This is a genomic window from Bradyrhizobium sp. CCBAU 11361 (assembly GCF_028128935.1).
GTDB lineage: Bacteria > Pseudomonadota > Alphaproteobacteria > Rhizobiales > Xanthobacteraceae > Bradyrhizobium > Bradyrhizobium niftali.
Map to the genome: position 1 here is coordinate 256,050 of NZ_LBJZ01000200.1, position 24,116 is coordinate 280,165.

Genomic DNA, 24,116 nt, shown 5'->3' on the forward strand with positions numbered 1-24,116 from the left:
TGGGAGAAGGTAGGAAACCCGCCGCTCTTTCCGCTGACATTGACAGACACTTGCCGCTGGATGACATCACGGCTCTCGTGAGATGATCGCCGCCACGGTCTCTTCGGGATGCCAAGAACATGATGACGCTGCGCCAGGTGGAAGTGATCCGTGCCGTGATGGTGACGGGCACCATTGGCGGGGCGGCGAAGCTGCTCAACGTCTCGGCGCCGGGGATCAGCCGCCTCGTCAAATACACCGAGCGCTCGCTCGGCATCCGCTTCTTCCAGCGCCAGAACGGACGCTATTTCCCGACGCCGGAGGCCGAGAACATCTTCGAGCAGATCAACGGGGTCTACAAGAAGGTCGACGACCTCTCCGAGATCATCTCCAAGATCGGCCGCGGCGGCCTGTCGGAATTGCGCATCGGCTCGGTGCCGAGCATCTCGCAGGTGATGGTGCCGCGCGCGATCGAGCGCGTCCGGCGCCGCTATCCCGATCTCGGCATCGACATCAATGTCCTCAAGATCGAGGAAGCCATCGACTATCTGATGCTCGGCCGCGGCGAGTGCGTCGCGATGAGCTACCGGCTCGAGCATTCCGGGCTCGATTTCCTGCCGCTCGCCTCGGGCGAGCTCTATTGCATGGTGCCGCCCGGCCACGAGCTCGCCGGCCGCAAGCAGGTCTCGGCCGCCGAGATCACCCGCTACCCGCTGATCGGCATCGATCCGAACGATCCCTACGGCCGGATCATGGCCGGGATCTTTGCGCGCAACCGGCTCGAGTACAACATCACCATTCGCGCGCGCTTCGGCACCACGGTCTGCGCGCTGGTGAAAGCGGGCCTCGGCATCGCCGTCATCGACCAGTTCACGGTGGCCCATGGCGGCTATCCCGGGATCGAACTACTCAAGATCACCGAGCCGACGCGGTTCGAGACCTACATCGCGGTGAAGCGCGGCGCACCGCTGTCACTTCACGTCGAGTATTTCATCGAATCCCTGCGCGCCGAGATGCGCGCGGTCGAGCCGTCCCGCGGCAATGGCAGGGCTGCGCCTGCGCGCGGACGGAAGAAATAACATGATGTTAGGTTAGCGGGACAAAAGGGTAATTGTGTTAGGCGAGGGAAAGGCTATCGTCGCATGCGGAAGCCACCTTGGAAGCCCCTAGCAATTGCGCAGGTTTCCCCGCTAATGGCCGGGACCGAACGCTCCCAACGAGACGATAGCGAACCATGTCGAAGCGCGGATACGCCGCCAGCAAGAAACTCCTCACCGGCCTGATCGGCGCGCCGATCGCGCATTCCGCTTCCCCTGCCATGCATGAGCGCGCCGCCGAGGCGCTCGGCCTGCGCGGCCATTACCAGCTGATCGAGGTCGCCGGCGCCGACGCCGCCGGGCTCGCCATGATGCTGGAAGGCGTGCGGCGGCTCGGCTTTGCCGGCGTCAACGTCACCTTTCCCTACAAGGAGGCCGTCGTCCCGCTGCTCGACGAGCTGGCGCCGGCTGCGGCGACCATGGCGGCGGTCAACACCGTCGTCGCTAGGGACGGCCGGCTGATCGGCCACAACACCGACACGACGGGCTTTGCGCGCGCGGTCGCACCGCTGCTGGCGCCGTCCGGAAATGCGGTGGCCGTGATCGGCACCGGCGGCGTCGGCAAGGCAATTGCCTTTGCGCTGGCGAGCCTGAAGGTGACTGACCTCCGAATCTTCGACAGCGAGCCGGCGCGCGCCGAAAAGCTCGCCGCGCTGCTGGCCAGGCATGGTGGCGCGCGGGTGGCCACGAGCGTGGAAGACGCGCTCCGTGGCGCAACCGGCCTCGTCAACGGCACGCCGGTGGGAATGCTGCCGAACCGGGACACCCCGGTCCCCACCTCGCTGCTGCGCGAAAACCTGTGGGTCGCCGACGCCGTCTATTCGCCGCTGATCACGCCGCTGCTGGCCGCGGCTCAAGCCAAGGGCGCGCGGATCATGACCGGGCGGGAGCTAGCGATCTACCAGGCCGCCGACGCTTTCGAACTGTTCACCGGCCTTGCCCCATCGACCGAAGTCATGGGAGAGGCATTTGACGAGGTGATGGCGGCGCGAAGCTCAGCCTATCACGCAGCGTAACCGAAGCGGCCGGACACAAGGCCGCGGACAACAACATCACAGGAAACGGGAGGAGAGATCATGAGATCGGCTATTCTGGCAGGCGCCCTGCTTGCCTTCGCGACTGCAACCAACGTCCACGCACAGGCGATCAAGCTCGCCGACGTCGCCGAGCTGTCGGGTGGCGGCGCCACCGTCGGCACCAACTGGAAGAACGGTATCGATCTCGCGATCGAGGAGATCAACGCCAAGGGCGGCGTGCTCGGCCGCAAGCTCGAGGTCACCCATGCCGACTCGCAGTCCAACCCGGGCGTTGCCCGCGCACAGGTGCAGAAGGCGCTCGATGCCGAGCCCTATGTGCTGCTCGGACCCGGCTATTCCGGCTCGGTGAAGGTCACCGCACCGCTCGCGGCCGAAGCCGGCATCGCGCAGATCATGGGCGGCGAAGCCGCCGAGCTGACGCAAGCCGGAAACAAGTTCCTGTTCCGCACCTCGTTCGGCCAGCAATCCTCGATGCCGAAGGTCGCGAAATACATCCACGACGAGATGAAGGCGAAGTCGGTCGCGGTGGTCTGGGTCAACAACGACTTCGGCCGCGGCGGACGCGACGTCGTCGTGAAGGAGCTCGACCGGCTCGGCTCCAAGGTCGTCGCCGACCTCTCGACCGAAGCGGGCCAGGCCGACTTCGCCGCCGACGTCGGCAAGATCAAGTCCGCCAATCCCGATGCCGTGTTCGTCTATCTCAACGAGGAAGAGAGCGCGCGCATCCTGAAAGAGCTGAAGCGCCAGGGCGTCACCGCGCCGCTGATGGGCGAGACCACGCTGATCGGCCAGAAGGTGATCGAGCTTGCCGGCGACGCCGCCAACGGCGCGCGCGGCCATGTCGGCCTCACCACGGATGCGCCGGTCGATTTGATCAAGGCGTTCCGCGAGAAGTTTTCCAAGAAGTACAATTACGTGCCCGACCACAACGGCCTGAAGGGCTACCTCGCCGTCTACATGGTGAAGGCCACCACCGAAAAGATGGGCAAGGTCGACCCGAAGAAGTTTGCCGACACGCTGCACGGCCTGACCATCAAGGCCGCGGACGAGCCGGGCATCCTGATGGACGTCACCTTCAGCGAGACCGGCGACATCGACCGCCAGAGCTTTCTGGTCGAAGTGGTCGAAGGCAAGCAGGTGGTGAAGCAGGTGCTGCCGAAGGTGAAGTGAGGCTCTTTGCCTCTCCCCGCACGCGGGGAGAGGCCGACGCGCGAAGCGCGGCGGGTGAGGGGGACTTCTCCGCGCATCGAGCTGTCACCGTCCTAGCGGAGGCTCCCCCTCACCCCGACCCTCTCCCCGCAAGCGGGGCGAGGGAGAAGAAAGAGGGGGACGAGGGAACGACGAGAGGGGAAAATGTCCAATCTGTTCGATCTTCTGGTCGCGGGGCTTGCCACCGGCGCCATCTATGCACTGGTCGCGGTCGGCTTCACGCTGCTGTGGCAGACGTCGCAGACCATCAATTTCGCGCAAGGCGAGTTCGTGATGCTGCCGGCGTTCCTGATGCTGGCAGCGATGCATGCCGGCGCGCCGTTCTGGCTCGCGATCATCCTCGGCATTTTGCTCTCGATGCTCCTGCTCGGCCTCGCCTTCAAGATGCTGCTGGTCGACCCGATGATGCGCCATGGCGTGCTGCCGCTGGCGATCGCGACCATGGCGCTGGCGATCGGCATCAAGGAATCGGTGAAGCAGTTCTTCAGCGCGGAGGCATCGCCCTTCCCGTCGATCGTGCCGACCGGCGATATCTCCATCCTCGGCCACGCCGTCTCGCTGCAAAGCATCGGCGTCCTCGTCGTCGCCATTCTTGCGGTCTTCGGCCTGACCTCGCTCCTCGACCGCACCTCGCTCGGCCACCAGATGCAGGCGGCGGCGCAGAACCCGACGGTGGCGCGCATCATCGGCGTGCCGGTGGAGCGCATGATCCTGCTGACCTTCCTGATCAACGCCTTCCTGGTGGCGCTCGCCTCGCTGCTGATCACGCCGATCTACCTCGCGAAATTCTCCTCCGGCGAGGTGCTGGGCCAGGCCGCCTTCATCGCGGCGATCGTCGGCGGCTTCAACCAGGTGCGCGGCGCGATCGCCGGCGGCCTTCTGATCGGCGTGCTCGACAATCTCGCGGCAAGCTACGTCTCGACGCAGTATCGCGCGGCGGTGCCGCTGATCTTCCTGATCGTCGTCATCCTGTTCCGGCCGCAAGGACTGCTGGGCCGCGCCGAGGAGCGCACGGTATGAACGGATTCGGCAAACCCCTGAAGATCGCGCTCGGCCTCATCGTCATCGCCGGCCTGATCATCGTCCCCATGAACTTCAACCGCTACGGCCTGTTCATCCTGAGCCAATGGGCGGTGATGACCATCGCCGCGATGGGCCTCAACCTCACGCTCGGCTATGCCGGCCAGGTGTCGCTGGCCCAGGGCGCCTTCGTCGGCATCGGCGCCTATGCGGCGGCGATCATGACCACGCATGGCTGGCCGTTGCCGGCCGCGATCGTGGTCGCGGTTCTCTTGAGCTTCGGTGTCGGCTGGGTGCTCGGCTATCCCGCGCTGCGCGTGCAGCACCATTACCTCGCCTTCGTCACGCTCGCCTTCTCCACCCTCGCCTTCCTCGTGTTCCGCAACGAGAGCTGGCTCACCGGCGGCATCTACGGCATCTCCAACATTCCGCGCCCGCACATCTTTGGCATCGCGACCAACAAGCCGCTGCCTTTCTACTATGTCTGCCTCGGCTCGCTCGCGATCGTGTCGCTCGCGGTGTGGTGGCTGATCCGTTCACCCTGGGGCCGCGCCTTCATGGCACTGCGCGAAAACCCGCTGCGGGCGCAATCGCTCGGCATCGACACGCGGCGCTACACGCTGATGGCGTTCGCGATCGGCTCGGCGCTCGGCGGCGTCGCCGGCGCGCTCTATGCGCCGCTGACGCAATATATCGATCCGGTGCCGTTCAACCTGTCGCTCTCGCTCGATCTCCTGATGATGGTGATCGTCGGCGGCGCCGGCTTCTATTTCGGTCCCTTCCTGGGGGCGATGATCGCGGTGCTGCTGCCGGAATGGCTGCGCTTCACGGAAGGGTATTACCTGATGCTCTATGCGATCGCGGTGATGCTGCTGCTGATCTGGTCGCCGACCGGCATTCTGGGAATCCTCGACCGCTATCTCGCCGAGCGCCGCACCAAGGCAGCCTCCGCGCTGCGCGCCGTCGCGAAATCCCGGCTGGAGACGGTGCAATGAGTGCGGTCCTCGAAGTCACCAACATCAAGAAGAATTTTGGCGGCATCAGCGCCGTCGCCGACGTCAGCTTCGACGTCCGCGAGGGCGAGATCCTCGGCCTGATCGGGCCGAACGGCTGCGGCAAGTCCACCCTGTTCAACTGCATCCTCGGCCAGCTCACGCCATCAGGCGGCGAAGTGAAGCTCGACGGCAAGATGGTCACGGGCCTGCGTCCCTCCGAGCTCAACAAGCTCGGGGTCAGCCGCACCTTCCAGCTGTTGCAGGTGTTTCCAAAACTGTCGGTGCGCGAGAACCTGATCCTCGCGGGACAGGAGCACCAGGGCAACATGGCCTCGCGCCTGGTCGGCCGCTCCGATGCCGGGCTGACGGAGGCCGCCAACCAGATGATCGGCTTCTTCAAGCTCGATCATCTCGCGGCAGAACCTGCCGGCGGCCTGTCCTACGGCCAGCAGAAGCTGCTCGATGCCGCCATGGCCTTCATGGGCGGCCCGCGCCTGGTGCTGCTCGACGAGCCCGCCGGCGGCGTCAACCCGTCGATGCTGGCGGACCTGAAGGACCGGCTGGTGGCGATCAACCGCGAGAAGAACGCGACCTTCGTCGTGATCGAGCACAATATGGAGTTCGTGATGTCACTGTGCTCGCGCGTGATGGTGATGGCGGAAGGCAAGGTGCTGGCGATGGGACGGCCGGACGAGGTCCGCAAGAACCCGGCCGTGATCGAAGCTTATCTGGGACATTGAGGGCACGAGCCATGAGCGACCCGATCCTCTCGGTTCACAATCTCGTCGGCGGCTACGGCAAGATGACGATCTTGAACGGCACGACGTTTTCCGTTCCGCAGGCCACCATCACCACCATCATCGGCCCCAACGGCGCCGGCAAGTCGACCGTGTTCAAGGCGATCTTCGGCCTGCTCAAGCTGCGCGAGGGCAAGATCAGTTTTGCTGGTCGCGACGTCACGAACTTGAGCCAGCGCGCGCTGCTCAACGCCGGCATCTGCTACGTGCCGCAGGGCCGCAACATCTTCCCCGAGCTGTCGGTGCGCCACAACATCGAGCTCGGCGGCGTCGCCGCCGGGAAGGGTCTCGACCTGCCCAAGCGGATCGAGGCGGCACTCGACCTGTTTCCGGCGCTGCGCCGCAAGTCGACACAGCAGGCCTCGACGCTCTCCGGCGGCGAGCAGAAGCAGCTCGAGATCGCCCGCTCGCTGCTGCTCGAGCCAAAGCTGGTGCTGATCGACGAGCCCTCGATCGGCCTGTCGCCGCTGATGGTGCAGCAGACCTTCGACATCCTCAAGAGCCTGCGCGACCGTGGCGTCACCATCCTGATGATCGAGCAGAACGCGCGCTCGGCGCTGGAGATCTCCGATATCGGCATCGTGCTCGAGCTCGGCCAGACCCGCATGGTCGACGGCGCGAAGCGCATCCTGAACGATCCCCGCATCGGCCAGCTCTTCCTCGGGGGAGCCATGGAGGAGACAGCAGCATGAACAAGCGCTCGATTGCGACCGTCTCTCTCTCGGGGGCGCTGGATGAAAAGCTGCGTGCCATCGCAGCCGCCGGCTTCGACGAGGTCGAGATCTTCGAGAACGACCTGCTGTCGTTCGGCGCAGGCCCGCGCGACATCGCCAAGCTCTGCCACGATCTCAACCTCAAGATCTGCGCATTCCAGCCGTTCCGCGATTTCGAGGGCATGCCGGAGCCGCAGCGCGCGCGCAACTTTGCCCGCGCCGAACGCAAGTTCGACCTGATGCAGGAGCTCGGCACCGACCTGCTGCTGATCTGCTCCAACGTCTCCCCCAGCTCGCTCGGGGGCATCGACCGCGCCGCGGATGATTTTCGCGAGCTCGGCGATCGCGCGGCCAAGCGCGGCTTGCGCGTCGGCTATGAGGCGCTGGCGTGGGGACGGCACGTCAACGACTACCGCGATGCCTGGGAGATCGTGCGGCGCGCCGATCATCCCGCGATCGGCGTCATCCTCGACAGCTTTCATGCACTCGCCCCGGGCTTTCCGGTTCGCGCGATGGCCTCGATCCCCGGCGACAAGATCTTTCTGGTGCAGCTTGCCGACGCGCCGAAGCTCGAGCTCGACATCCTCTCCTGGAGCCGGCACTTCCGCTCGTTTCCCGGCCAGGGCGATCTGCCGGTCAGCGAATTCATGGCGGCGGTCGCGGCGACCGGCTATGCCGGGCCGCTGTCGCTGGAGATCTTCAACGACCAGTTCCGCGCCGGCTCGGCCGCGCAGACCGCCATCGACGGCTTGCGGTCGCTGATCCTGCTGGAGGACCAGCTCGCACCGGATTGGCCGAAGCTCGTCAGCGAACCGCTGGCGCCGAAGGCCAAAAGCCGCGGCACCGGCTTCATCGAGTTTGCCGTCAACGAGACCAAGGCCGGCGAACTCGCCCGCCTGTTGTCGCAGCTCGGATTCCGCCAAACCGGCAAGCATCGCAGCAAGGCGGTGGAGCGCTGGTCGCAAGGCAAGGTCGAGCTCGTCATCAATTGCGAGACCGACGGCTTTGCGCACTCCCACTACGTCACGCATGGCCCCGGCGTCTGCGCCATCGCGCTCGATGTCGACAATGCGGGCCTTGCCATGCAGCGCGCCGAGGCATTGAAGGCGCGCACCTTCTATCAGCCGGTCGGGCCGGGCGAGCTGGAGATTCCCGCGATCCACGGCGTCGGCGGCAGCCTGCTTTATTTCCTCGATCAGGCCGGCAAGAACTGGGACACCGATTTCGAACCTGTTGCGAGCGAGGCGAGCGCGGACGCGCTGCTCGCCGTCGACCACATCGCGCAGTCGATGCCCTATGACGAGATGCTGTCCTGGCTGCTGTTCTACACCGGCATCCTCGACCTCAAGCGCCTGCCGCAGATGGAGATCGCCGATCCCAGGGGCCTCGTGCAGAGCCAGGCCATCATCAACGGCGACCAGAGCCTGCGCTTCGTGCTCAACGGCTCCTCCGCCAACCGTACCCTGCCGGCCCGCTTCATCTCGGAGTTCTTCGGCTCCGGCGTGCAGCACGTCGCGTTTGCGTGCCGGGACATCTTTGCCGCGGTCGCCGCGATGCGCGCCCGCGGCGCGGGCTTTCTGGATATTCCCGACAATTACTACGACGACATCGAAGCCAAATACGACCTCGCGCCCGACCTGATGGCGCAGCTGCGCGCCAACCACATCCTCTACGACCGCGAGGGCGACGGCGAGTTCTTCCAGGTCTACACCCACATCTTCGACGAGCGCTTCTTCTTCGAGATCGTCGAGCGAAGGAATTATCAGGGCTTTGGCGCGGCCAATGCCGGGATCAGGCTTGCGGCGCAGTCGCGCGAAGTGCGGCCCTCGAGCATGCCGCGGGTGTAGGTCTTCGCCTCTCCCCGCCTGCGGGGAGAGGCCGGAATTCGAGCGCAGCTTGAATTCCGGGTGAGGGGGTCTCCGCGAGTCACGTGACAGTCAGGAGCACCGCCCTCTCAACACGTCATTGCGAGCGCAGCGAAGCAATCCAGAATCCCTCCGCGGAAAGACTCTGGATTGCTTCGCGGAGCCTGTCATCGGGCCGCGCTTCGCGCGGACCCGTTGGCTCGCAATGACGATGTGAGGACTATCGAAGAATACGGCTCGCTCCGTCCTCGCGGAGACTCCCCCTCACCCCGACCCTCTCCCCGCAAGCGGGGAGAGGGAGAGGATACACCTCACTTCATCTGGCACTTCTGATGGAAGCGATCCTGGTCGTTCTCGACGATGGTCGCGACCGTCTTCAGTGCGAGCTGGCCGTCTGCATCCTTGACCACGTCCTGGAGATAGAAGCTCTGCACCGGGATGTGGTTGTTGCCGTATTTGAACGCACCGCGCAGCGACTTGAAGTTGGCCTTCTCCATCTCGGCCTTCATCGCGTCCTTCTTGCTGGTGTCGCCCTTCACCGCGACCACCGCGCTGTTGATGAGCTGGGCGGCGTCATAGGTCTGGGCGCCGTAATAGGTCGGACGCAGGCCGGTGTACTTCTTGCGGTAGTCGGCGACGAAGCGCTTGTTCTGCTCGTTGGGCAGGTCATTCACCCACTGCTGCGCGCCGGGAACGCCAAGCGCGTTCTCCTTCTGGAGCGGCAGCGACAGCTCGTCGACGGTGAAGGCGGTGTAGAGCGGCATCGTGCTCTTCAGGCCCGCCTGGGTATATTGATTGAGGAACTGCACGCCGGCGGCGCCGGGGTAGAACACGAAGATCGACTCGGCGCCCGAGGCGCGGGCCTTGGAGAGCTCGGCGGAGAAGTCGAGCTGGCTCGGCCAGACCGTGTATTCCTCGCCCTTGACCTCACCCTTGAAGGTGTTCTTGAGACCGGCGAGCATGTCCTTGCCGGCCGCGTAGTTCGGCCCGATCAGAAAGACGCTCTTGACGCCCTTCTGGTTCATGTAGAGGCCCATGGCCTGCGGCGTCTGGTCGTTCTGCCAGGAGGTCGAGAACACGTAAGGCGAGCAGAGCTCGCCGGCGAGCTGCGACGGGCCGGCATTGGCCGAGATTAGGAAGGTCTGCGAGTCCACCGCGGTCTTCAAGGAAGCCAGCAGCACGTTCGACCAGATGTAACCGACGATGAAATCGACCTTGTCGGACTGCACCAGCTTCTCGGTCTTCTGCTTGCCGACGTCAGGCTTCTGCCCGTCGTCCTCGTAGATCACCTCGACCGGCTTGCCGTCCATCTTGCGCCCGAGATGATCCAGCGCCAGCTCGAACGAGTTGCGCATGTCGTTGCCGATCACGGCGGTCGGGCCGCTGAAGGTCGAGACGAAACCGATCTTGATGGTGTCGCCGGCGAATGCCGGGCTCGCCAGCACCAGCGCCGCTGCGCCCGCCAGCCAGAATGCCGTCCTCATAACCACTCCCCTCCTTATTATTGCTCCCGGAAACGGGGTGATCGCCGCCCCGGGCCTGTCTCTATTGAACGCAAAATCTGTCGCGCCGCCAATGGCTCAGCGCGTGCCCCTGCACCATATTTCGCCCCCATCGGCGATGGCAAGAAATATAATTCTACTCACTTCGACCAAGCCTGCGGCGCTTTTTCGCGGCATGACGATACGCCGAGCCTATTCCGCGATTGATGACGGCTATTGGACCGCGGGCCACTTTCCGCACTTAAATGAAGCAGAGAAGCAGCGAGAGTCGAGGGCGCATCATGACCACCACACCCCATCGCGTCGTCATTGTCGGCGCCGGCTTCGGCGGGCTGGAGGCGACCTACCGGCTCGCGGGCGCCCCGGTCGACATCACGCTGATCGACCGCCGCAACCATCATCTGTTCCAGCCGCTGCTCTACCAGGTCGCCACCGCCTCGCTTGCCACCAGCGAGATCGCCTGGCCGATCCGCCATCTGATGCGCGACCGCCGCGAGGTGACGACACTGTTCGCGACTGTGAGCGGCGTCGATGCGACAAGGCGCTGCGTGCTGATCGACGACGGCAGCGAGGTGCCTTACGACACGCTGGTGCTCGCGACCGGCGCGCGTCACGCCTATTTCGGCCATGACGAATGGGAGCAGTTCGCGCCCGGCCTGAAGACGCTGGAGGACGGGACCACGCTGCGCCGTCACATCCTGGTGGCGTTCGAGCGCGCCGAACGCGAGACCGATCCGGCGCGGCGCGCAGCGCGGCTGACCTTCGTCATCGTCGGAGCCGGCCCCACCGGCGTCGAGCTCGCCGGCACAATTGCCGAGATGGCGCACCACACCCTGCCCGGCGACTTTCGCAACATCGATACGACCAAGGCGCGCGTGGTGCTGATCGAGGCCGGGCCGCGCGTGCTCGCCGGCTTCGCCGACGACCTCTCGGCTTACGCGCAGGCCTCGCTGGAAAAGATCGGCGTCGAGGTCGTGCTGGGACAGCCGGTCACCGAGATCAATCGTGAAGGCGTGGTGTTCGGCGGCAAGCTGCTCGAGGCAAAGACAAGAATCTGGGCCGCCGGCGTGCGCGCTTCGCCAGCCGCCGAATGGCTCGGCGCGCCGGCCGATCGCGCCGGACGCGTGCAGGTCGAAGACGACCTGACGATTCCAGGCCATCCCGAAATCTTTGCGATCGGCGATACCGTCAGCATCAACGCCTGGGAGGGCAAGCCCGTGCCCGGCATCGCCCCGGCCGCCAAGCAGCAGGGAAAGCATGTCGCCGAGACCATCAAGGCGCGCCTGCGCGGCGCTGCGACGGGCCCATTCCGCTACAAGCACGCCGGCAGCCTCGCGCAGATCGGCAAGCGCCTCGCCGTGATCGACTTCGGCCGCATCAAGCTGCGCGGCACCATCGCGTGGTGGATCTGGGGCATCGCCCACATCTACTTCCTGATCGGCCTCCGCCACCGCCTCAGCGTCGCCCTCAGCTGGCTCTGGATCTACGCCCGCGACCAGCGCGCCGCGCGGCTGATCACGCAGGGCAGCAGCAAGGTGGTGGGGTGAGGCTTCTCCCTCTCCCCGCTTGGGGGGAAAGGCGAAGTCCGCGCAAACGTTAAGCAACGGGCGTCAAGTGGTTAACACGAAAAAATATGCCTGACGGCGCTCCGCCAGCGTCCTTGAAAGCAGCACACCCCGTCACTTAATCCGCCGCGCACTGATTTTTGCTTCAGGAGGCAACCATGTTCGTCATGGAGTTTGTCGCCGCGCATCCGTATTTCACCATCGTTGCCGTCGCGGCGATCGCGTATTTTATCGGTAGCATCCGCGTCACCAATCAGTATGAACGCAGCGTCGTGTTCCGGCTCGGCAAGTTCAATCGCACCGCCGGCCCCGGCCTCTATCTCGTCTGGCCGATCATCGAATGGCAGACCAAGCTCGATTTGCGCACCATCACCGCCAATGTCGAGCAGCAGGAAGGCATCACGCGGGACAACGTGCCGATCAAGGTCGACGCCGTGGTCTGGTATCGCATCGTCGATCCCGAGCTCGCCGTGATCGAGGTCAAGGCGGTCTCGAACGCGGTCGTGCAGGTCTCGTTGACGACGCTGCGCGCCGTGCTCGGCCAGCATACGCTGGATGAGATCCTGAAGGCGCAGGACACCATTGCCGATGTCATGCAGAAGTCGATCGACGCCACCACCGAACCGTGGGGCGTGAAGGTCGAGCTGGTGCAGATGAAAAGCGTCGAGATACCTCCGAGCATGCAGCGCGCGCTGGCGCAGGAAGCGGAAGCGTTGCGCGAAAAGCGCGCCCGCCTGATCAAGGCCGAAGCCGAGCTCGATGCCGCCGAGCAGCTGCGTCAGGCCGCCGAAGTGATCATGCAGAATCCGGCCGGCCTCGAGCTGCGCCGCATGCAGATGATCACCGAAGTCGGCGCCGAGCAGAACACCATGACGCTGGTGATGATGCCGAGCGAGTTCGTATCGATGGCAAGGGGGATTGCGGACGTCGCGAAGGCGGTGGTGGCGAAGGGGTGAATTCCTCTCCCTCTCCGCCGCACGCAACTCTTCCTTCTTCCCTTGTGGGAGAAGATGGCATAGGCGGCCTCCGGCCGCCGTTCACTTAGAGCGCCGATGCTTCGCATCGGCTATGGCGCCGGATGAGCGGTTTGCGTCCGCGAATACAAATGCGAGAGATTCACGCGCGGAGAGAAACCCCTCACCCGGCTTTGCTTCGCAAATCCACCCTCTCCCACAAGGGGAGAGGGTGCGGTAGCCCTCGCGGCCGCGACGTTACTACGGCGCCTTGCAAACGAAATTCGCGGCGTCCTCGCTATCGCCCTGCCCCGAATAGGCGGCATAAGACGGGTATGGACACAGCGGCCGCGTGCGGTTCGGGCTCCACGAAGCCGGGACTTCCTTGTTCGCCGGATTGGCGGAGACGATGATGCGCTCGGGCGCCTTGCCCTTCTCCACCCAATCGGTCAGCGCGCTGAGTGCATCGAACTTGTCGAGCGCGACGCCACCGCCGCAATGGGTTTCGCCGGGGATGGTGAACAGACGCGCGATGCCGTCCGCACGTCCCTGCAGGTTCTTGTCCAGCCGATCGTACCAGCGGATGCTGTCATTCACCGAGAACACCGGGTCGGCCTGGCCGTGATAGATCAGCATCTTTCCGCCGGACTTCTGCAACCCCGCGAGCTTGGGATCATCGACGTCGGGCGGGGTCATGAAGTCCATGGCCGATTCGGTGAATGTGCCGTCCTTGGCGAAGATTTTTGGCGCGTCCTTGTCGAAATCATACGCCTTCAGGGCATCGATCAGCTTGTCGCTGCTGCCCTCCACCGCGACCGGCGGTGTCGAGAAGATGTAATTCAGCGACGCCGCGCCCATGGTTGCGATGATCGGATAGTTGTTCCAGGGCGCGACCGGACTCTCGACCTTCCAGGCGCGCCAGTTGCCGGTGCCGATGCCGCCATCGAGCGGCCAGTCGGAATAGAGCGCCTCGCCTTTCGTATTCTTCGGCCCGGCCAGGCTCGTCTTCAGCGCGTCCACCTTGGCTTGCGGCAGGCACGCATTGGTCTGACCTGGCGCGCAAGCAAGGCTCTTGAGATCGAACGCCTTCTGACAAGCCGCGAGATTGGCGGTCAAGCCGTCCTTGACGCCGTCGAGCGCATCGCAGGCCTCCGTGATGCGGGAGGCGATGACTTGCGCGTCCTCCCTGGTGATCGATTTGCGCAAATCGGGATCGGCCTTGAGAAAGGCCTGCACGTCCCAGGCATGCTGGATCGCCGCGCGCGGCAGATCGAAGCCGGGATTGCCGACGAGGAAGCCATCATAGTTCTCGGGCATGCGCGAGGCCGCGACCATCGCGTGGCGTCCGCCGTTCGAGCAGCCGGCCATGTAGGAGCGATCCGGCTTGCGGCCGTAATGCAGGGCGATGATCGCCTTGCCCACGGGCGACAACGTCATATCGGCCGCGTAGCCATAGTCGCGCCGCGCCTGCGGATCGAGACCGAAGGCAGCGCCCGCAGTCAGACCGAGCGATTTGTTCGCGGGATCGGAGCCGGAATGCCCGCTGTCGGACGACAGCACGGCAAAGCCGCGCGCCAACGGCACCGTCCCGCCCGAGGCAAAGCCGTCCGGCTTGTCGCCGAGCGCAGGCACCACGACGCCATCATTGCCGCCGTTGACCTGGTGCAGGAAGCGTCCATTCCACTCCGCCGGCAGGCGGAGCTCAAACTGGATGGCGTAGGATTTTCCATCCGCACCGGTGCGCTGGTTGGCGATCCCCGTTACGATGCAGTGCTTGGGCAGGCCGGAAGCCGCGTCCTGCGCCTTTGATCCCGTGATCTCGATGCCGGAAATGGCAAGCGATGCTGATGTGACCGGCGAGCAGGCCTCGCCATCCGCGCGGACCAGTGCCGTCGACCCCAGAAGCGCAGCCAGCGTGACTGCCGATACCAAGCCAGACCTCACGGCGGCCTCCCTTATTTGATTATATCTTATAACTATTACACTTGCTCTCTTTCGTTGGCAAGCCGTGTCCCGGACGCGGTGCTGCATCCGGGCGATGCGAAGCATCGTCCCGTATGCCGCGACGCAGAGCATCACTTCGTGACGCGCTGCGTCTGGGGCACGAGACGATCGCGTGCGGACGGTTCAGCCGATGCCGATCCATTCGGTCGATGCATCGTCGTTGAGCCGCGCCACCGCCTCCGCACGCCGCGTCAGCACGGCGCGCTGGTTGATGTAGCCCTTGTCGGTGATCTCGCCGCCGTCCACCGATGGCGGTTCGGCGAGCAGAAGGGCGCGCGTGGCGTGGCCGGAGGAATTGGCGCCGTGCTGCTTCAGCTTTGCAAGGCCCTCTGCGATCGCGGCCCTGACCTTGCCATGGGCCAGCACATCATTCACATCAGCCGTCTCCGGCAAGCCGGCGTGCGTGCGGCACGCCGCGATGTTCGGGAACACTAGGAAACGCACCTCGTCGCCGCCATGACCGGCGACGACGATATCCTGCGCGAGCGGCGCCAGCGCGGCGATGCCGGCGAGGCGTAGCGTGCCGACGCTGACCCAGGTGCCGGAATTGAGCTTGAAGTCCTCCGCGACACGGCCGTCGAAGAACAGGCCGCGCTCCGGCCGCGCGCTATCAGCAAGCTTCACTGCATCCCCGATGAGATAGAAGCCCTCGTCGTCAAACGCCTGCCTGGTCAGCTCGGGCGCCTTCCAGTAACCCGGCGTGACGTTGGGGCCGCGCACGCGCACCTCCAGCTTGTCGCCGGAGGTGACGAGCTTGAGCTCGGTGCCGGGGATCGGCACGCCGATATTGCCGGAGCGCTCGGCGAGGAAATGGCAGTCGGTCGCCAGCGGCGAGGTTTCCGTCGAGCCCCAGGCCGAGACCATCGGCAGCGGGCGGCCGACCGTCTGGATGGACAGTTGTTCGAGCGCGTCCCAGAGATTCTGCGGCAGCGCGGCGCCGGCATAGAAGGCGAACTTCACCTCGCTGAAGAAGCGGCGGCGCAACGCTTCGTCGCCGCGCAGTGCCGCGATCAGCATGTCGAAGCCGCGCGGCACGTTGAAATAGACCGTCGGCATCACGCTTTTCAGGTTGGCGAGCGACGTCGCAAAGAGACCGGGCGCAGGCTTGCCGCCGTCGATATAGAGCGAGCCGCCGTTGCGCAGCACGAGGTTGAAATTGTGATTGGCGCCGAAGGTGTGGCTCCAGGGCAGCCAGTCGAGAATGACGAGATCGCTGCCGGCCTGTTCGAGGAAGGTCCAGGTCTGCGCCTTGGCCTGCTGGCTGGAGGTCAGCATGCGCTGGGTGTTGATGACGGCTTTCGGCGTGCCGGTCGAGCCTGACGTGAACAGGAATTTTGCGATCGTGTCCGGCGTCACCGCGGCAAAGGCTTTGGCGACGTCGGCAATTTCGGGCGTTGCCGCGACGATGCTGAAGGCGAGTGCATCGGCGTCATCGCTGTTGCCGCTGATGACCTGCGCCTTGTGCAGCGGCTTGATCGCGGCCAGCGCCGCCGCGAACGGCTTCGTCGCGGCGACGTAGATCGCGCCCGGCTCCAGCAGCGCGATCATGCTCTTGAGCTTGTCGAAATCCCTGGACATCAGCGAATAGGCCGGCGAGATCGCAGCGGAGGGCACGCCGACATGCTGCGCGGCAAGCGCGAGCAGCGCATGGTCGATGCTGTTGTCGGAGAGGATCACGAGCGGGCGTTCGGCGCCGAGGCCTTGCGCAAGGATCCAGGACGCCGCGCCACGCACCTGGCGCAATGCCTGCGCATAGGTGACGGTGGTCCATGGCGCTTCGACATTGCCGCGCTCGGCGAGGAAGACCGCATCGGGCGTCTGCCGCGCCCATTGCTCCAGCCAGTCGCCGATGCAGCGCGCACTGTCGCGCAACGGTTCGGGCGAGCGGAGCACGATGCTGCCGTCGGCGCGATGCTCGGCGATCGTCTTTGGCGCTGCGAACAGACTTGACGCGTCACCGCGTAAGGCGGCTGTCATGTGTTTCCTCCTCCGCCCGGACCGGGATCGGCCGCAGCCTCGTTCCGGACTGCTTTGGCCATAATGTTGGGCACGACAATTGTTGTCGTCAACAACAATCTTCCGCACGGCCGTCCGAGACGCTACAAGGGATGCATGGCAGGAGACGCGACGTGACAGCCACCGTAGCCCAAACTTCCCCACGCAAACGCGCCGGCAACGGCGCGGCGCGGCGGAACGACGCGGACGAGATCGGCCTCGACGCACTGGTCGGGCACGCCGGTTACGCGGTGCGTCGCTTCCAGATCTGGATCTTTCAGGACTTCATCAAGACGCTTGGCGATGTCGCCATCCGGCCGACGCAATATTCGGTGCTGACGGTGATCGGCGCCAATCCGGGCCTGTCGCAGATGGCGGTGGCCAAGCGCCTCGGCATCGAGCGCGCCCGGCTGGTGCATCTGCTCGACAGCCTCGAACAGCGCAAATACGTGAAACGGATCAAGTCGAAGACGGACCGGCGCTCGCACGCCCTGCATCTCACCGCCCAGGGCGAGACCGCGCTGGCGAAGTTCAAGCGGCTCGCCGCCGAGCACGAGCGCCATGTCGAGGCGAAGATCGGCAGGGAGAACCGGGAGCGGCTGCTCCAGATCCTCGCTGGCTTCACCTGATCCTACCTGCCCAAAATTTGCGCAAATGCCCGGAACAAGGCGTTGGCGCGACCGCCCGCCCGGCTACCGAAATATCCCCCAACCTACTGATCTCCCGATAATATCCGGAGCAACCGCGCTGCCCGGTTTCTGTACACAATGGCACATCGCTTGCTTCGATCCGGGTGAGGACATGTTGCCGGAGTTTTGTCGCCATGGGAGCTGAAATGGGGGCTGAGCAGCCTGAAACGATCGCCGCGATTGTGGCCGCGCATCGCGCGGGCACGCTCACGCCGGCACAGACGCTCGCGCGCAGCTACCAGCGCATCCGCGACCACAACGATCCCGCCGTCTTCATCAGCCTGCGCGACGAGAAGGATGCAATCGCGGAGGCCGAAAAGCTTGCCGCGCGCGCAGATGCCGCCAGCCTGCCGCTCTTCGGCGTCCCGGTTGCGGTGAAGGACAATATCGACGCGCTGGGATTTCCGACCACGGCGGCCTGCCCGGCCTTCTCCTACACACCGACGCACGACTCGACCGCGGTGGAGCGGCTGCGCGCGGCCGGCGCCATCATCATCGGCAAGACCAATCTCGACCAGTTCGCGACCGGCCTCGTCGGCGTGCGCTCGCCCTACGGCATTCCCAAAAATTCGATTCGCGAAGATCTGATTCCCGGCGGGTCGAGCTCGGGATCGGCCACCGCCGTCGGCGCCGGCCTGGTGCCGCTCACCCTCGGCACCGACACGGCCGGCAGCGGGCGCGTGCCGGCGATGCTGAACAACATCGTCGGGCTGAAGCCGAGCCTCGGCATGATCTCGACCGCGGGCCTCGTGCCGGCCTGCCGCACGCTCGACTGCATCTCGGTATTCGCCTTGACGGTGGACGATGCTGCACTCGCACTCTCCGTGATGGCGGGACCTGACCAGGCCGATCCGTTCTCGCGCGACCGGCCGCTCGGGGCGATCACGCCATTTCCAACAACCTTGCGCCTCGGCGTGCCGCGCAACGGGCAGCTGATCTTCTTCGGCGACAGGAAGGCGGAAGCAGCTTACGGCGAGGCGCTGAAGCGCTGGACCGCGCTCGGCGCAACGCTGGTCGAATTCGACCTCGAGCCGTTCTACGAGACGGCGCGGCTGCTCTATGAAGGGCCCTGGGTTGCCGAACGCTATCTCGTGATCAAGAACCTGCTCGCCTCCGCACCCGACTCGATCCATCCGGTGACGCGCGAGATCACCGCCGCCGGCGCGCGGCTGACGGCGGCAGACACCTTCTCCGCGCTCTATCGCCTGCAGGGCCTGCGCAAGATCGCCGAGCGCACCTTTGCCAATATCGACGCGCTGGTGCTGCCGACGGCGCCGACGGCCTATACGACCGCGCAGGTGCTGGCCAACCCGATCGAGCTCAACAGCCGGCTCGGCACCTACACCAATTTCGTGAACCTGCTCGACCTCTGCGGCCTCGCCGTGCCGGCATCGATGCGCGCCGACGGCGTCCCGTTCGGCATCACGCTGCTGGCGCCTGCAGGACGCGATGCGCTGCTTGCGAGCATCGGCCGCGTGTTCCATGCGGATACGAGGCTGAGCGTCGGCGCGAAGGGCGTGGCGCAACCGGCGCTCACGCCGCTTGCGGCAAGCGGCATCGACGAGATTCCGATCGCCGTCGTCGGCGCGCATCTGTCCGGCATGGCGCTGAACGGCGAGTTGAAGGCGCTGAACGGAAAGCTGGTCGAGTCGACCAGGACGGCGGCGGACTACAAGCTCTATGCGCTTCCGACCACGCCGCCGAAACCCGGCATGCTGCGCGTCGCAGCCGGCAAAGGCGCGGCGATCGAGCTGGAGATCTGGTCGCTGTCGTCGTCCGCCTTCGGCAAGTTCGTCAACGCGATTCCGGCACCGATGGCGATCGGCACCATCAGGCTCGCCGACGGCAGAAGCGTGAAGGGCTTTCTCGTCGAGCCGGAAGTGCTGGGCGAGGCGCGAGACATCACCGCCTATGGCGGCTGGCGGAAGTATATGGCGGAAGCGGCGACGGCGTGAATTCTACACCGTCGTCGTCCCGGACAAGCGCAGCTCTTGGCAACGCGTAGCGTTGTCCAGGGCGGAGCGCCGATCCGGGACCCATACCCACAGGAAGTCGTTATGCGATGACTCGGAGTGGGAACTTTGCCTCACACTACTCCCTGTGGTTATGGGTCCCCGCCTTCGCGGGGACGACAGCGAGCGTGTAGCGGCAGAAACAACTACACCGACACCGCGTAGATCTCGTACTCCCCGCGCACCAGCTCGATATGTGCGCGCATGGCGGCGGCGGCGCCCTGCTTGTCGCCGCGCATGATGGCGACGACGACGCGGTCGTGCTCGGCTTGCGATTTGGCGAGACGGCCGAGGTTGCGGAACTGGGCGCGGCGGAACGGCTGCACGCGCACGCGGGTCGCCAGCGTGATCTCGGCGATATAGCCGTTCTGCGAGCCCGCATAGATCGCGTTGTGGAAGCGCTCGTTGACCTCGTGAAAGCGATCGGGATTGCCGGTATAGCTGAGGACACGCAGCTCTTCGTGGATGGCCTCCAGGCCGTGGCGCTCGGCGGCGGACATGCGCTCGGCGGCAAGGCCGGCGCACAGCGCCTCCAGCTCCGCCATCGCCTCGAACATGCTCTTCAGCCGTTCGATCGACGGCTGCGCCACCACCGCGCCGCGATGAGGCCGTGCCTCGACGAGGCCGCTCGCCACCAGCTGGCGCAGCGCCTCGCGCACCGGCGTGCGCGAGACGTTGAAACGCCGCGCGATGTCGGTCTCGTCCAGCGGCGCGCCGGGGGCCAGGGCTCCGCGCACGATCTCGTCGGCAAGCTGAAGACGCAGCTCCTCGGCGCGCGTGACCTTCTGCAGCGACGGCAGTGCCCGGTCGACGCGCGGCACCACCGGCTCGGCCGGCAGTGTTCCCTGCGGAAGATCGTCAAGCGTCATTCGATCAGGTCTCTTTCGACTCGTCGATGATGCTGACATGGGCGGCGACGACGCGCCAGCCCTCCGGGAAGCGAATCCAGGTCTGCATCTGCCGGCCGACCTTGCCGGGCGCCGTGTCGCGATAGAACAGGGTGGAGGCCACGGCCGTGTCGCGGCCATAGCTGCTGATGACGGTTTTCGCGGTGCGACGGTTGAGGCCGACCGGCGAGCGGCCGGCGCGGAAGCCGGAGATCGCCTCGTAGCCGTAGAGGTTCTCGCCGATGCCGTAGCGCAGCGTGCGGGGGTCGTTTCGGAACAGCTCGCCGAGCACGGCGACGTCGTTGGTGACGAGGGCCTGCTCATAGCGATCGAACGCGGCTTTCACTTCCGCGATCACGTCGGGGAGGTCGATCTCCATCTCAAAGTCCTCTCGGCGATGGCGCGGATACGACGCCCATCCGTTCCAATGCATGCGCGACGCGCAGCGCGATGTCCTCGCGCCAGGGTGCGGCGATGATCTGCACGCCGATCGGCAGCGGCTCGAGCGGAACCGGCACGGCAACGACGGGTAGCCCGATGAAGGAGATCGGCTGGGTGTGGATGCCGATATTGGCGCGCACCGGCAATTCGACGCCGTCGAGCTTGAAATTCACCTGTCCCAGCTTCGGCGCGGTGCAGGGCGTTGCCGGTGCGAGCAGCACGTCGACCGACCTGAAGATCTCGGAAAACTGCGCGCGATACCAGCGGCGGAATTTCTGCGCGCGATCGACCAGCGGCGCGGGCACCATGGCGCCCGCGATCAGCCGGTCGCGCACGGCGGGATCGAAATCGTTCGGACGCTTGCGCAGGCGATCGAGATGCAGCGAGGCGCCCTCCGTGGTGGAGATGACGTAAGCCGCCGCGCGGGCACGCGCGGCTTCAGGCACATCGACGATTTGCGTCGTGCCGAGCGCTTTGGCGACGCGGCTCACGGCTTCGACCGCCTCAGGAAACACGTTCTTCTGGAAGTAGCCGCCGGCGATCGCGATGCGCAGGTCCGAAACCGGATTGGCGAGCAGCGGCACCGTCGGCTCCAGACCGCGCGTGGTGCAGGCCGCATCGTCGGCATCCGGCCCCTGCATCGCGTCGTAGGCGAGCGCGAGATCGGTGACGGTGCGCGCGAACGGACCGAGATGATCGAAGCTCGCGACGAACGGAAACGACCGCGCGCGCGACAGCCGGCCATAGGTCGGCTTCAAGCCAAAAATGCCGCAGAACGAGGACGGCACGCGGATCGAGCCGTTGGTGTCCGAGCCCAGCGCGATCGGCACCAGCGCGCCGCCGACGGCGCTCCCCGAACCGCCGGACGAGCCGCCGCTCATCCGCGTCGTGTCGTGCGGATTGCGCGAGGGACCGTCGTGGACGTTCTCGCCGGTGAAATCGTAGGCGTACTCGCCCATGTTGAGCGCGCCGACCAGCACGGCACCGGCGGCCTCCATGCGCTCGATCAAGGTGGCGTCGCGCCTGGCGGGTGCGAGATCGCGGTTGATCTTCGAGCCCGCGCGCGTGGAGAGGCCCGCGACGTCGAATAGGTTCTTCACCGCGAAGGGGACACCGGCGAGCGGACCAACCGTCTTGCCCGCGGCAATGTCGGCATCGATCGCACGCGCCTTGGCGCGAGCGCGATCGGCAGTGACGTCGGTGAAGGAGTTGAGGATGGTGTCGTGCTGCTTGATGCGCGCAAGCGCGGCTTCGGTGGCAGCGAGGGCGGACATCTTGCCGCCCGCCACCGCTTTCGCGATGTCGGCAGCACTCGTCTCTGGCTTGGTGGTCATGGCGGCGTCAGACGGTGAAGATCGGCGCCGGCTCGGTCTCGTCCGGCAGCGCGAATTCGTCGACGAGGCGGCCGAGCCGCAGCGACACTTCGAGATTGGTGCGAACCGCCGGCCTCCAGGCCTCCTCGATCGGCAATGCCAGCGCTTTCGATACGGCGTCGATATAATCGTCCAGCGGCTCGGCCATCACGCTCCCAAACAATCTCAGTGCGCCGGCAACGGCGGATGCGGGATCGCCGTCAGCAGCTCCTTGGTGTAGTCGTCCTGCGGATCGCTCAAGACCTTCTCGGAAGAGCCTTCCTCGACGATTCGACCCGTCCGCATCACAATGACACGATCGCACAACAAGCGCACTACGTTCAAATCATGCGAGACGAACAGATAGCTCATACCTAGACGCGCCTTGAGGTCCTGGAGCAGGTTGAGGACCACGGCCTGGACCGAGACGTCGAGCGCCGCGGTCGGCTCGTCGAGAATGACGAGTTTCGGATGCAGGGCAATGGCACGGGCGATGCCGACGCGGGCCTTCTGGCCCCCGGACAATTGGTGCGGAAACCGATCCAGCAGATTATGCGGCAGGCCGACCATGGTCGCGAGTTCCTCGCAGCGGGCGCGGAGCGCGTCACGGCCCCTGATGTCGCCGAGCTGCATGATCGGGTCGGCGATGGCGCGCGCGGCGGTGAAGCGCGGATTGAGGCTGTCGGTCGGGTCCTGGAACACCATCTGGATGCGGCTGCGCTGGGGCAGCCGGGCAAACGAGGCCGGCTGAATGCCGCCGATGTCCTCGCCGTCGAACCGGATTAGGCCGGAGGTCTGGTCCAAGAGCCGCATCACCATCATCGAGGTGGTCGATTTGCCGCAGCCGGATTCGCCGACGAGGCCGACGCTCTCGCCATGACCGATGGAGAAGCCGATGCCGTCGACGGCGCGGAACACATCGGGCTCCGGCGGCGGCTTGCGGCCGAACAGTTTTCCGAGCACGGCGGTGGCGCCCTGGCGGGGATATTCCTTGACCAGCTTTTCGATGAGCAGGAGGGGCTTTGACGTCACGTCACCCCCAGGCTTGACCCGGGGGTCCATCGATCGGGACGAGTCATGCGAAGCGTGATGGATGGCCGGGTCAGGCCCGGCCATGACGGATGCGGATTGGGATGCCCCCTCCTCCTCCGGCAGCAGATCCCGCAAGCTCACGCCGAGCCGCGGCGTCGCGCGCATCAGCTTCTTGGTGTAGGGATGCTGCGGATTGGCGAAGATGTCGGCGGCTTTCGCGGTCTCGACCACCCGGCCCTTCTCCATCACTACGACGCGGTCGCAATAGGCCGCCGCGAGACCGAGATCGTGGGTGATCAGGATAGTCGACATCGCGCGGCGCTTGGTCAGCTCGACGATCAGGTCCATCACCGCCTTCTGCGTGGTGACGTCGAGGCCGGTGGTGGGCTCGTCCGCGATCAGCAGCTGCGGATTGCAGGCCAGCGCAAGCGCGATGACGACGCGCTGGCACATGCCGCCGGACAGTTCGAACGGATAGGCGTGGTAGCGCTCGCGCGGACGGGCGATCTTGACCTGCTCCAGCGCCTCGATCGCCTTCTCGCCGTGATCAGCGACCTGAGCCTGCTGCACATGAGTGCGCAGCACGTCCTCGATCTGGTCGCCGACCTTGCGGATCGGGTTCAGTGCCGCGCGCGGGTTCTGGAAGATCATCGAGACCTCGCGGCCGCGCAGATCGCGCATCTGGTCTTCCGATGCCGCCTTCACGTCGATACCCGAGAACATCACCGAGCCCTCGGCGATCCGCCCCGCTCGGTCGAGGATGCGCATCACCGCGTATGACGTCACCGACTTGCCGGAGCCGGACTCGCCGACGATGGCGAGGGTCTCGCCCTTGGCGACGGAGATGTTGACATGCTGCACCGCCTTCACGATGCCGCGGCGGGTGGTGAATTCGACCGTGAGGTCCTGGACGTCGAGCAGGGGCTGGGCGGTCATGAGGGCCTCCCGATCAAGAATGGCGAAAACAACCCC

20 protein-coding genes are annotated in these 24,116 nt (G+C 65.6%); 12 read left to right on the top strand and 8 right to left on the bottom strand.

The window, feature by feature from the left end:
• Window positions 1-119: 119 nt before the first annotated feature.
• From XI08_RS44790 to XI08_RS44825, 8 genes are all read left to right on the top strand, one after another.
• The gene (locus tag XI08_RS44790; protein WP_025575592.1) at window positions 120-1,058 is read left to right on the top strand and encodes a LysR family transcriptional regulator; all 939 of its coding nucleotides are present in this window, start codon (window positions 120-122) and stop codon (window positions 1,056-1,058) included.
• A gap of 155 nt (window positions 1,059-1,213) precedes the next feature.
• Window positions 1,214-2,092, top strand: a complete 879-nt coding sequence (locus XI08_RS44795) for a shikimate dehydrogenase (RefSeq protein ID WP_135176151.1) — start codon at window positions 1,214-1,216, stop codon at window positions 2,090-2,092.
• Window positions 2,093-2,152: 60 nt separating this feature from the next.
• Window positions 2,153-3,283 (top strand): ABC transporter substrate-binding protein, encoded by a 1,131-nt coding sequence (locus tag XI08_RS44800; RefSeq protein ID WP_271579324.1) that lies wholly within the window; start codon window positions 2,153-2,155, stop codon window positions 3,281-3,283.
• A gap of 183 nt (window positions 3,284-3,466) precedes the next feature.
• Window positions 3,467-4,342: a branched-chain amino acid ABC transporter permease gene (locus XI08_RS44805; RefSeq protein ID WP_271579325.1), complete on the top strand. Its 876-nt coding sequence runs from the start codon at window positions 3,467-3,469 to the stop codon at window positions 4,340-4,342.
• Entirely contained in the window at window positions 4,339-5,337 is a 999-nt protein-coding gene (locus XI08_RS44810) for a branched-chain amino acid ABC transporter permease (RefSeq protein WP_025576615.1), read from the top strand. Before XI08_RS44805 ends, XI08_RS44810 begins: the two co-directional genes overlap by 4 nt.
• A complete protein-coding gene (locus XI08_RS44815) occupies window positions 5,334-6,077 on the top strand; it encodes an ABC transporter ATP-binding protein (RefSeq protein ID WP_271579326.1) in 744 nt (247 codons plus the stop codon). Before XI08_RS44810 ends, XI08_RS44815 begins: the two co-directional genes overlap by 4 nt.
• 11 nt (window positions 6,078-6,088) lie before the next feature.
• Window positions 6,089-6,826, top strand: coding sequence for an ABC transporter ATP-binding protein (locus XI08_RS44820; RefSeq protein ID WP_027542276.1), 738 nt, complete (start codon window positions 6,089-6,091; stop codon window positions 6,824-6,826).
• A complete protein-coding gene (locus XI08_RS44825; RefSeq protein WP_271579327.1) occupies window positions 6,823-8,694 on the top strand; it encodes a bifunctional sugar phosphate isomerase/epimerase/4-hydroxyphenylpyruvate dioxygenase family protein in 1,872 nt (623 codons plus the stop codon). Before XI08_RS44820 ends, XI08_RS44825 begins: the two co-directional genes overlap by 4 nt.
• Window positions 8,695-9,023: 329 nt before the next feature.
• Here the strand turns inward: XI08_RS44825 and XI08_RS44830 are convergent, their stop codons facing one another.
• Window positions 9,024-10,196 carry an ABC transporter substrate-binding protein gene (locus XI08_RS44830; protein WP_135176146.1) on the bottom strand — a complete coding sequence of 391 codons (1,173 nt, stop codon included), beginning with the start codon at window positions 10,194-10,196 and terminating at the stop codon, window positions 9,024-9,026.
• A gap of 299 nt (window positions 10,197-10,495) precedes the next feature.
• Between XI08_RS44830 and XI08_RS44835 the strand changes: the two genes are divergently transcribed.
• Complete coding sequence (locus tag XI08_RS44835; RefSeq protein WP_027542273.1) at window positions 10,496-11,761, top strand: NAD(P)/FAD-dependent oxidoreductase; 1,266 nt, start codon at window positions 10,496-10,498, stop codon at window positions 11,759-11,761.
• A gap of 176 nt (window positions 11,762-11,937) precedes the next feature.
• Window positions 11,938-12,735: a slipin family protein gene (locus XI08_RS44840; protein WP_271579328.1), complete on the top strand. Its 798-nt coding sequence runs from the start codon at window positions 11,938-11,940 to the stop codon at window positions 12,733-12,735.
• 258 nt (window positions 12,736-12,993) lie between these two features.
• On the opposite strand, the gene XI08_RS44845 is transcribed toward XI08_RS44840, so the two are convergent.
• Together XI08_RS44845 and XI08_RS44850 are read right to left on the bottom strand one after the other, a co-directional pair.
• Window positions 12,994-14,676: a tannase/feruloyl esterase family alpha/beta hydrolase gene (locus tag XI08_RS44845; RefSeq protein WP_271579329.1), complete on the bottom strand. Its 1,683-nt coding sequence runs from the start codon at window positions 14,674-14,676 to the stop codon at window positions 12,994-12,996.
• A 183-nt stretch (window positions 14,677-14,859) separates the two neighbouring features.
• The gene (locus XI08_RS44850) at window positions 14,860-16,713 is read right to left on the bottom strand and encodes a feruloyl-CoA synthase (RefSeq protein ID WP_271579330.1); all 1,854 of its coding nucleotides are present in this window, start codon (window positions 16,711-16,713) and stop codon (window positions 14,860-14,862) included.
• A gap of 131 nt (window positions 16,714-16,844) precedes the next feature.
• On the opposite strand from XI08_RS44850, the gene XI08_RS44855 reads away from it, so the two are divergent.
• Together XI08_RS44855 and atzF are read left to right on the top strand one after the other, a co-directional pair.
• A complete protein-coding gene (locus XI08_RS44855) occupies window positions 16,845-17,360 on the top strand; it encodes a MarR family winged helix-turn-helix transcriptional regulator (protein WP_442869938.1) in 516 nt (171 codons plus the stop codon).
• Window positions 17,361-17,566: 206 nt separating this feature from the next.
• Window positions 17,567-19,375, top strand: coding sequence for an allophanate hydrolase (gene atzF / locus XI08_RS44860; RefSeq protein ID WP_271579332.1), 1,809 nt, complete (start codon window positions 17,567-17,569; stop codon window positions 19,373-19,375).
• A 203-nt stretch (window positions 19,376-19,578) separates the two neighbouring features.
• On the opposite strand, the gene XI08_RS44865 is transcribed toward atzF, so the two are convergent.
• The 5 genes from XI08_RS44865 to XI08_RS44885 are packed head-to-tail and all read right to left on the bottom strand — an operon-like array spanning window position 19,579 to window position 24,080.
• Window positions 19,579-20,301, bottom strand: a complete 723-nt coding sequence (locus XI08_RS44865) for a GntR family transcriptional regulator (protein ID WP_025576621.1) — start codon at window positions 20,299-20,301, stop codon at window positions 19,579-19,581.
• A 4-nt stretch (window positions 20,302-20,305) separates the two neighbouring features.
• Complete coding sequence (hpxZ, locus tag XI08_RS44870) at window positions 20,306-20,698, bottom strand: oxalurate catabolism protein HpxZ (RefSeq protein WP_025576623.1); 393 nt, start codon at window positions 20,696-20,698, stop codon at window positions 20,306-20,308.
• A gap of 1 nt (window position 20,699) precedes the next feature.
• Window positions 20,700-22,094 carry an AtzE family amidohydrolase gene (locus XI08_RS44875; RefSeq protein ID WP_271579333.1) on the bottom strand — a complete coding sequence of 465 codons (1,395 nt, stop codon included), beginning with the start codon at window positions 22,092-22,094 and terminating at the stop codon, window positions 20,700-20,702.
• Between the two features lie 7 nt (window positions 22,095-22,101).
• On the bottom strand, window positions 22,102-22,281 hold the full coding sequence (locus XI08_RS44880) for a DUF4089 domain-containing protein (protein ID WP_271579334.1): 180 nt from the start codon (window positions 22,279-22,281) through the stop codon (window positions 22,102-22,104).
• A 17-nt stretch (window positions 22,282-22,298) separates the two neighbouring features.
• Window positions 22,299-24,080: a dipeptide ABC transporter ATP-binding protein gene (locus XI08_RS44885; protein WP_271579335.1), complete on the bottom strand. Its 1,782-nt coding sequence runs from the start codon at window positions 24,078-24,080 to the stop codon at window positions 22,299-22,301.
• Window positions 24,081-24,116 lie beyond the last annotated feature (36 nt).

Bases quoted from the DNA above. Each gene is read 5' to 3' on its own strand.
- XI08_RS44840 (WP_271579328.1), top strand. From the start codon at position 11,938: ATGTTCGTCATGGAGTTTGTCGCCGCGCATCCGTATTTCACCATCGTT.
- XI08_RS44795 (WP_135176151.1), top strand. From the start codon at position 1,214: ATGTCGAAGCGCGGATACGCCGCCAGCAAGAAACTCCTCACCGGCCTG.
- XI08_RS44875 (WP_271579333.1), bottom strand. From the start codon at position 22,094: ATGACCACCAAGCCAGAGACGAGTGCTGCCGACATCGCGAAAGCGGTG.
- XI08_RS44825 (WP_271579327.1), top strand. From the start codon at position 6,823: ATGAACAAGCGCTCGATTGCGACCGTCTCTCTCTCGGGGGCGCTGGAT.
- XI08_RS44835 (WP_027542273.1), top strand. From the start codon at position 10,496: ATGACCACCACACCCCATCGCGTCGTCATTGTCGGCGCCGGCTTCGGC.
- XI08_RS44790 (WP_025575592.1), top strand. From the start codon at position 120: ATGATGACGCTGCGCCAGGTGGAAGTGATCCGTGCCGTGATGGTGACG.
- XI08_RS44810 (WP_025576615.1), top strand. From the start codon at position 4,339: ATGAACGGATTCGGCAAACCCCTGAAGATCGCGCTCGGCCTCATCGTC.
- XI08_RS44855 (WP_442869938.1), top strand. From the start codon at position 16,845: ATGCATGGCAGGAGACGCGACGTGACAGCCACCGTAGCCCAAACTTCC.
- XI08_RS44885 (WP_271579335.1), bottom strand. From the start codon at position 24,080: ATGACCGCCCAGCCCCTGCTCGACGTCCAGGACCTCACGGTCGAATTC.
- XI08_RS44850 (WP_271579330.1), bottom strand. From the start codon at position 16,713: ATGACAGCCGCCTTACGCGGTGACGCGTCAAGTCTGTTCGCAGCGCCA.
- XI08_RS44820 (WP_027542276.1), top strand. From the start codon at position 6,089: ATGAGCGACCCGATCCTCTCGGTTCACAATCTCGTCGGCGGCTACGGC.
- XI08_RS44815 (WP_271579326.1), top strand. From the start codon at position 5,334: ATGAGTGCGGTCCTCGAAGTCACCAACATCAAGAAGAATTTTGGCGGC.
- XI08_RS44800 (WP_271579324.1), top strand. From the start codon at position 2,153: ATGAGATCGGCTATTCTGGCAGGCGCCCTGCTTGCCTTCGCGACTGCA.
- XI08_RS44865 (WP_025576621.1), bottom strand. From the start codon at position 20,301: ATGACGCTTGACGATCTTCCGCAGGGAACACTGCCGGCCGAGCCGGTG.
- XI08_RS44880 (WP_271579334.1), bottom strand. From the start codon at position 22,281: ATGGCCGAGCCGCTGGACGATTATATCGACGCCGTATCGAAAGCGCTG.
- hpxZ (WP_025576623.1), bottom strand. From the start codon at position 20,698: ATGGAGATCGACCTCCCCGACGTGATCGCGGAAGTGAAAGCCGCGTTC.
- atzF (WP_271579332.1), top strand. From the start codon at position 17,567: ATGGGGGCTGAGCAGCCTGAAACGATCGCCGCGATTGTGGCCGCGCAT.
- XI08_RS44805 (WP_271579325.1), top strand. From the start codon at position 3,467: ATGTCCAATCTGTTCGATCTTCTGGTCGCGGGGCTTGCCACCGGCGCC.
- XI08_RS44830 (WP_135176146.1), bottom strand. From the start codon at position 10,196: ATGAGGACGGCATTCTGGCTGGCGGGCGCAGCGGCGCTGGTGCTGGCG.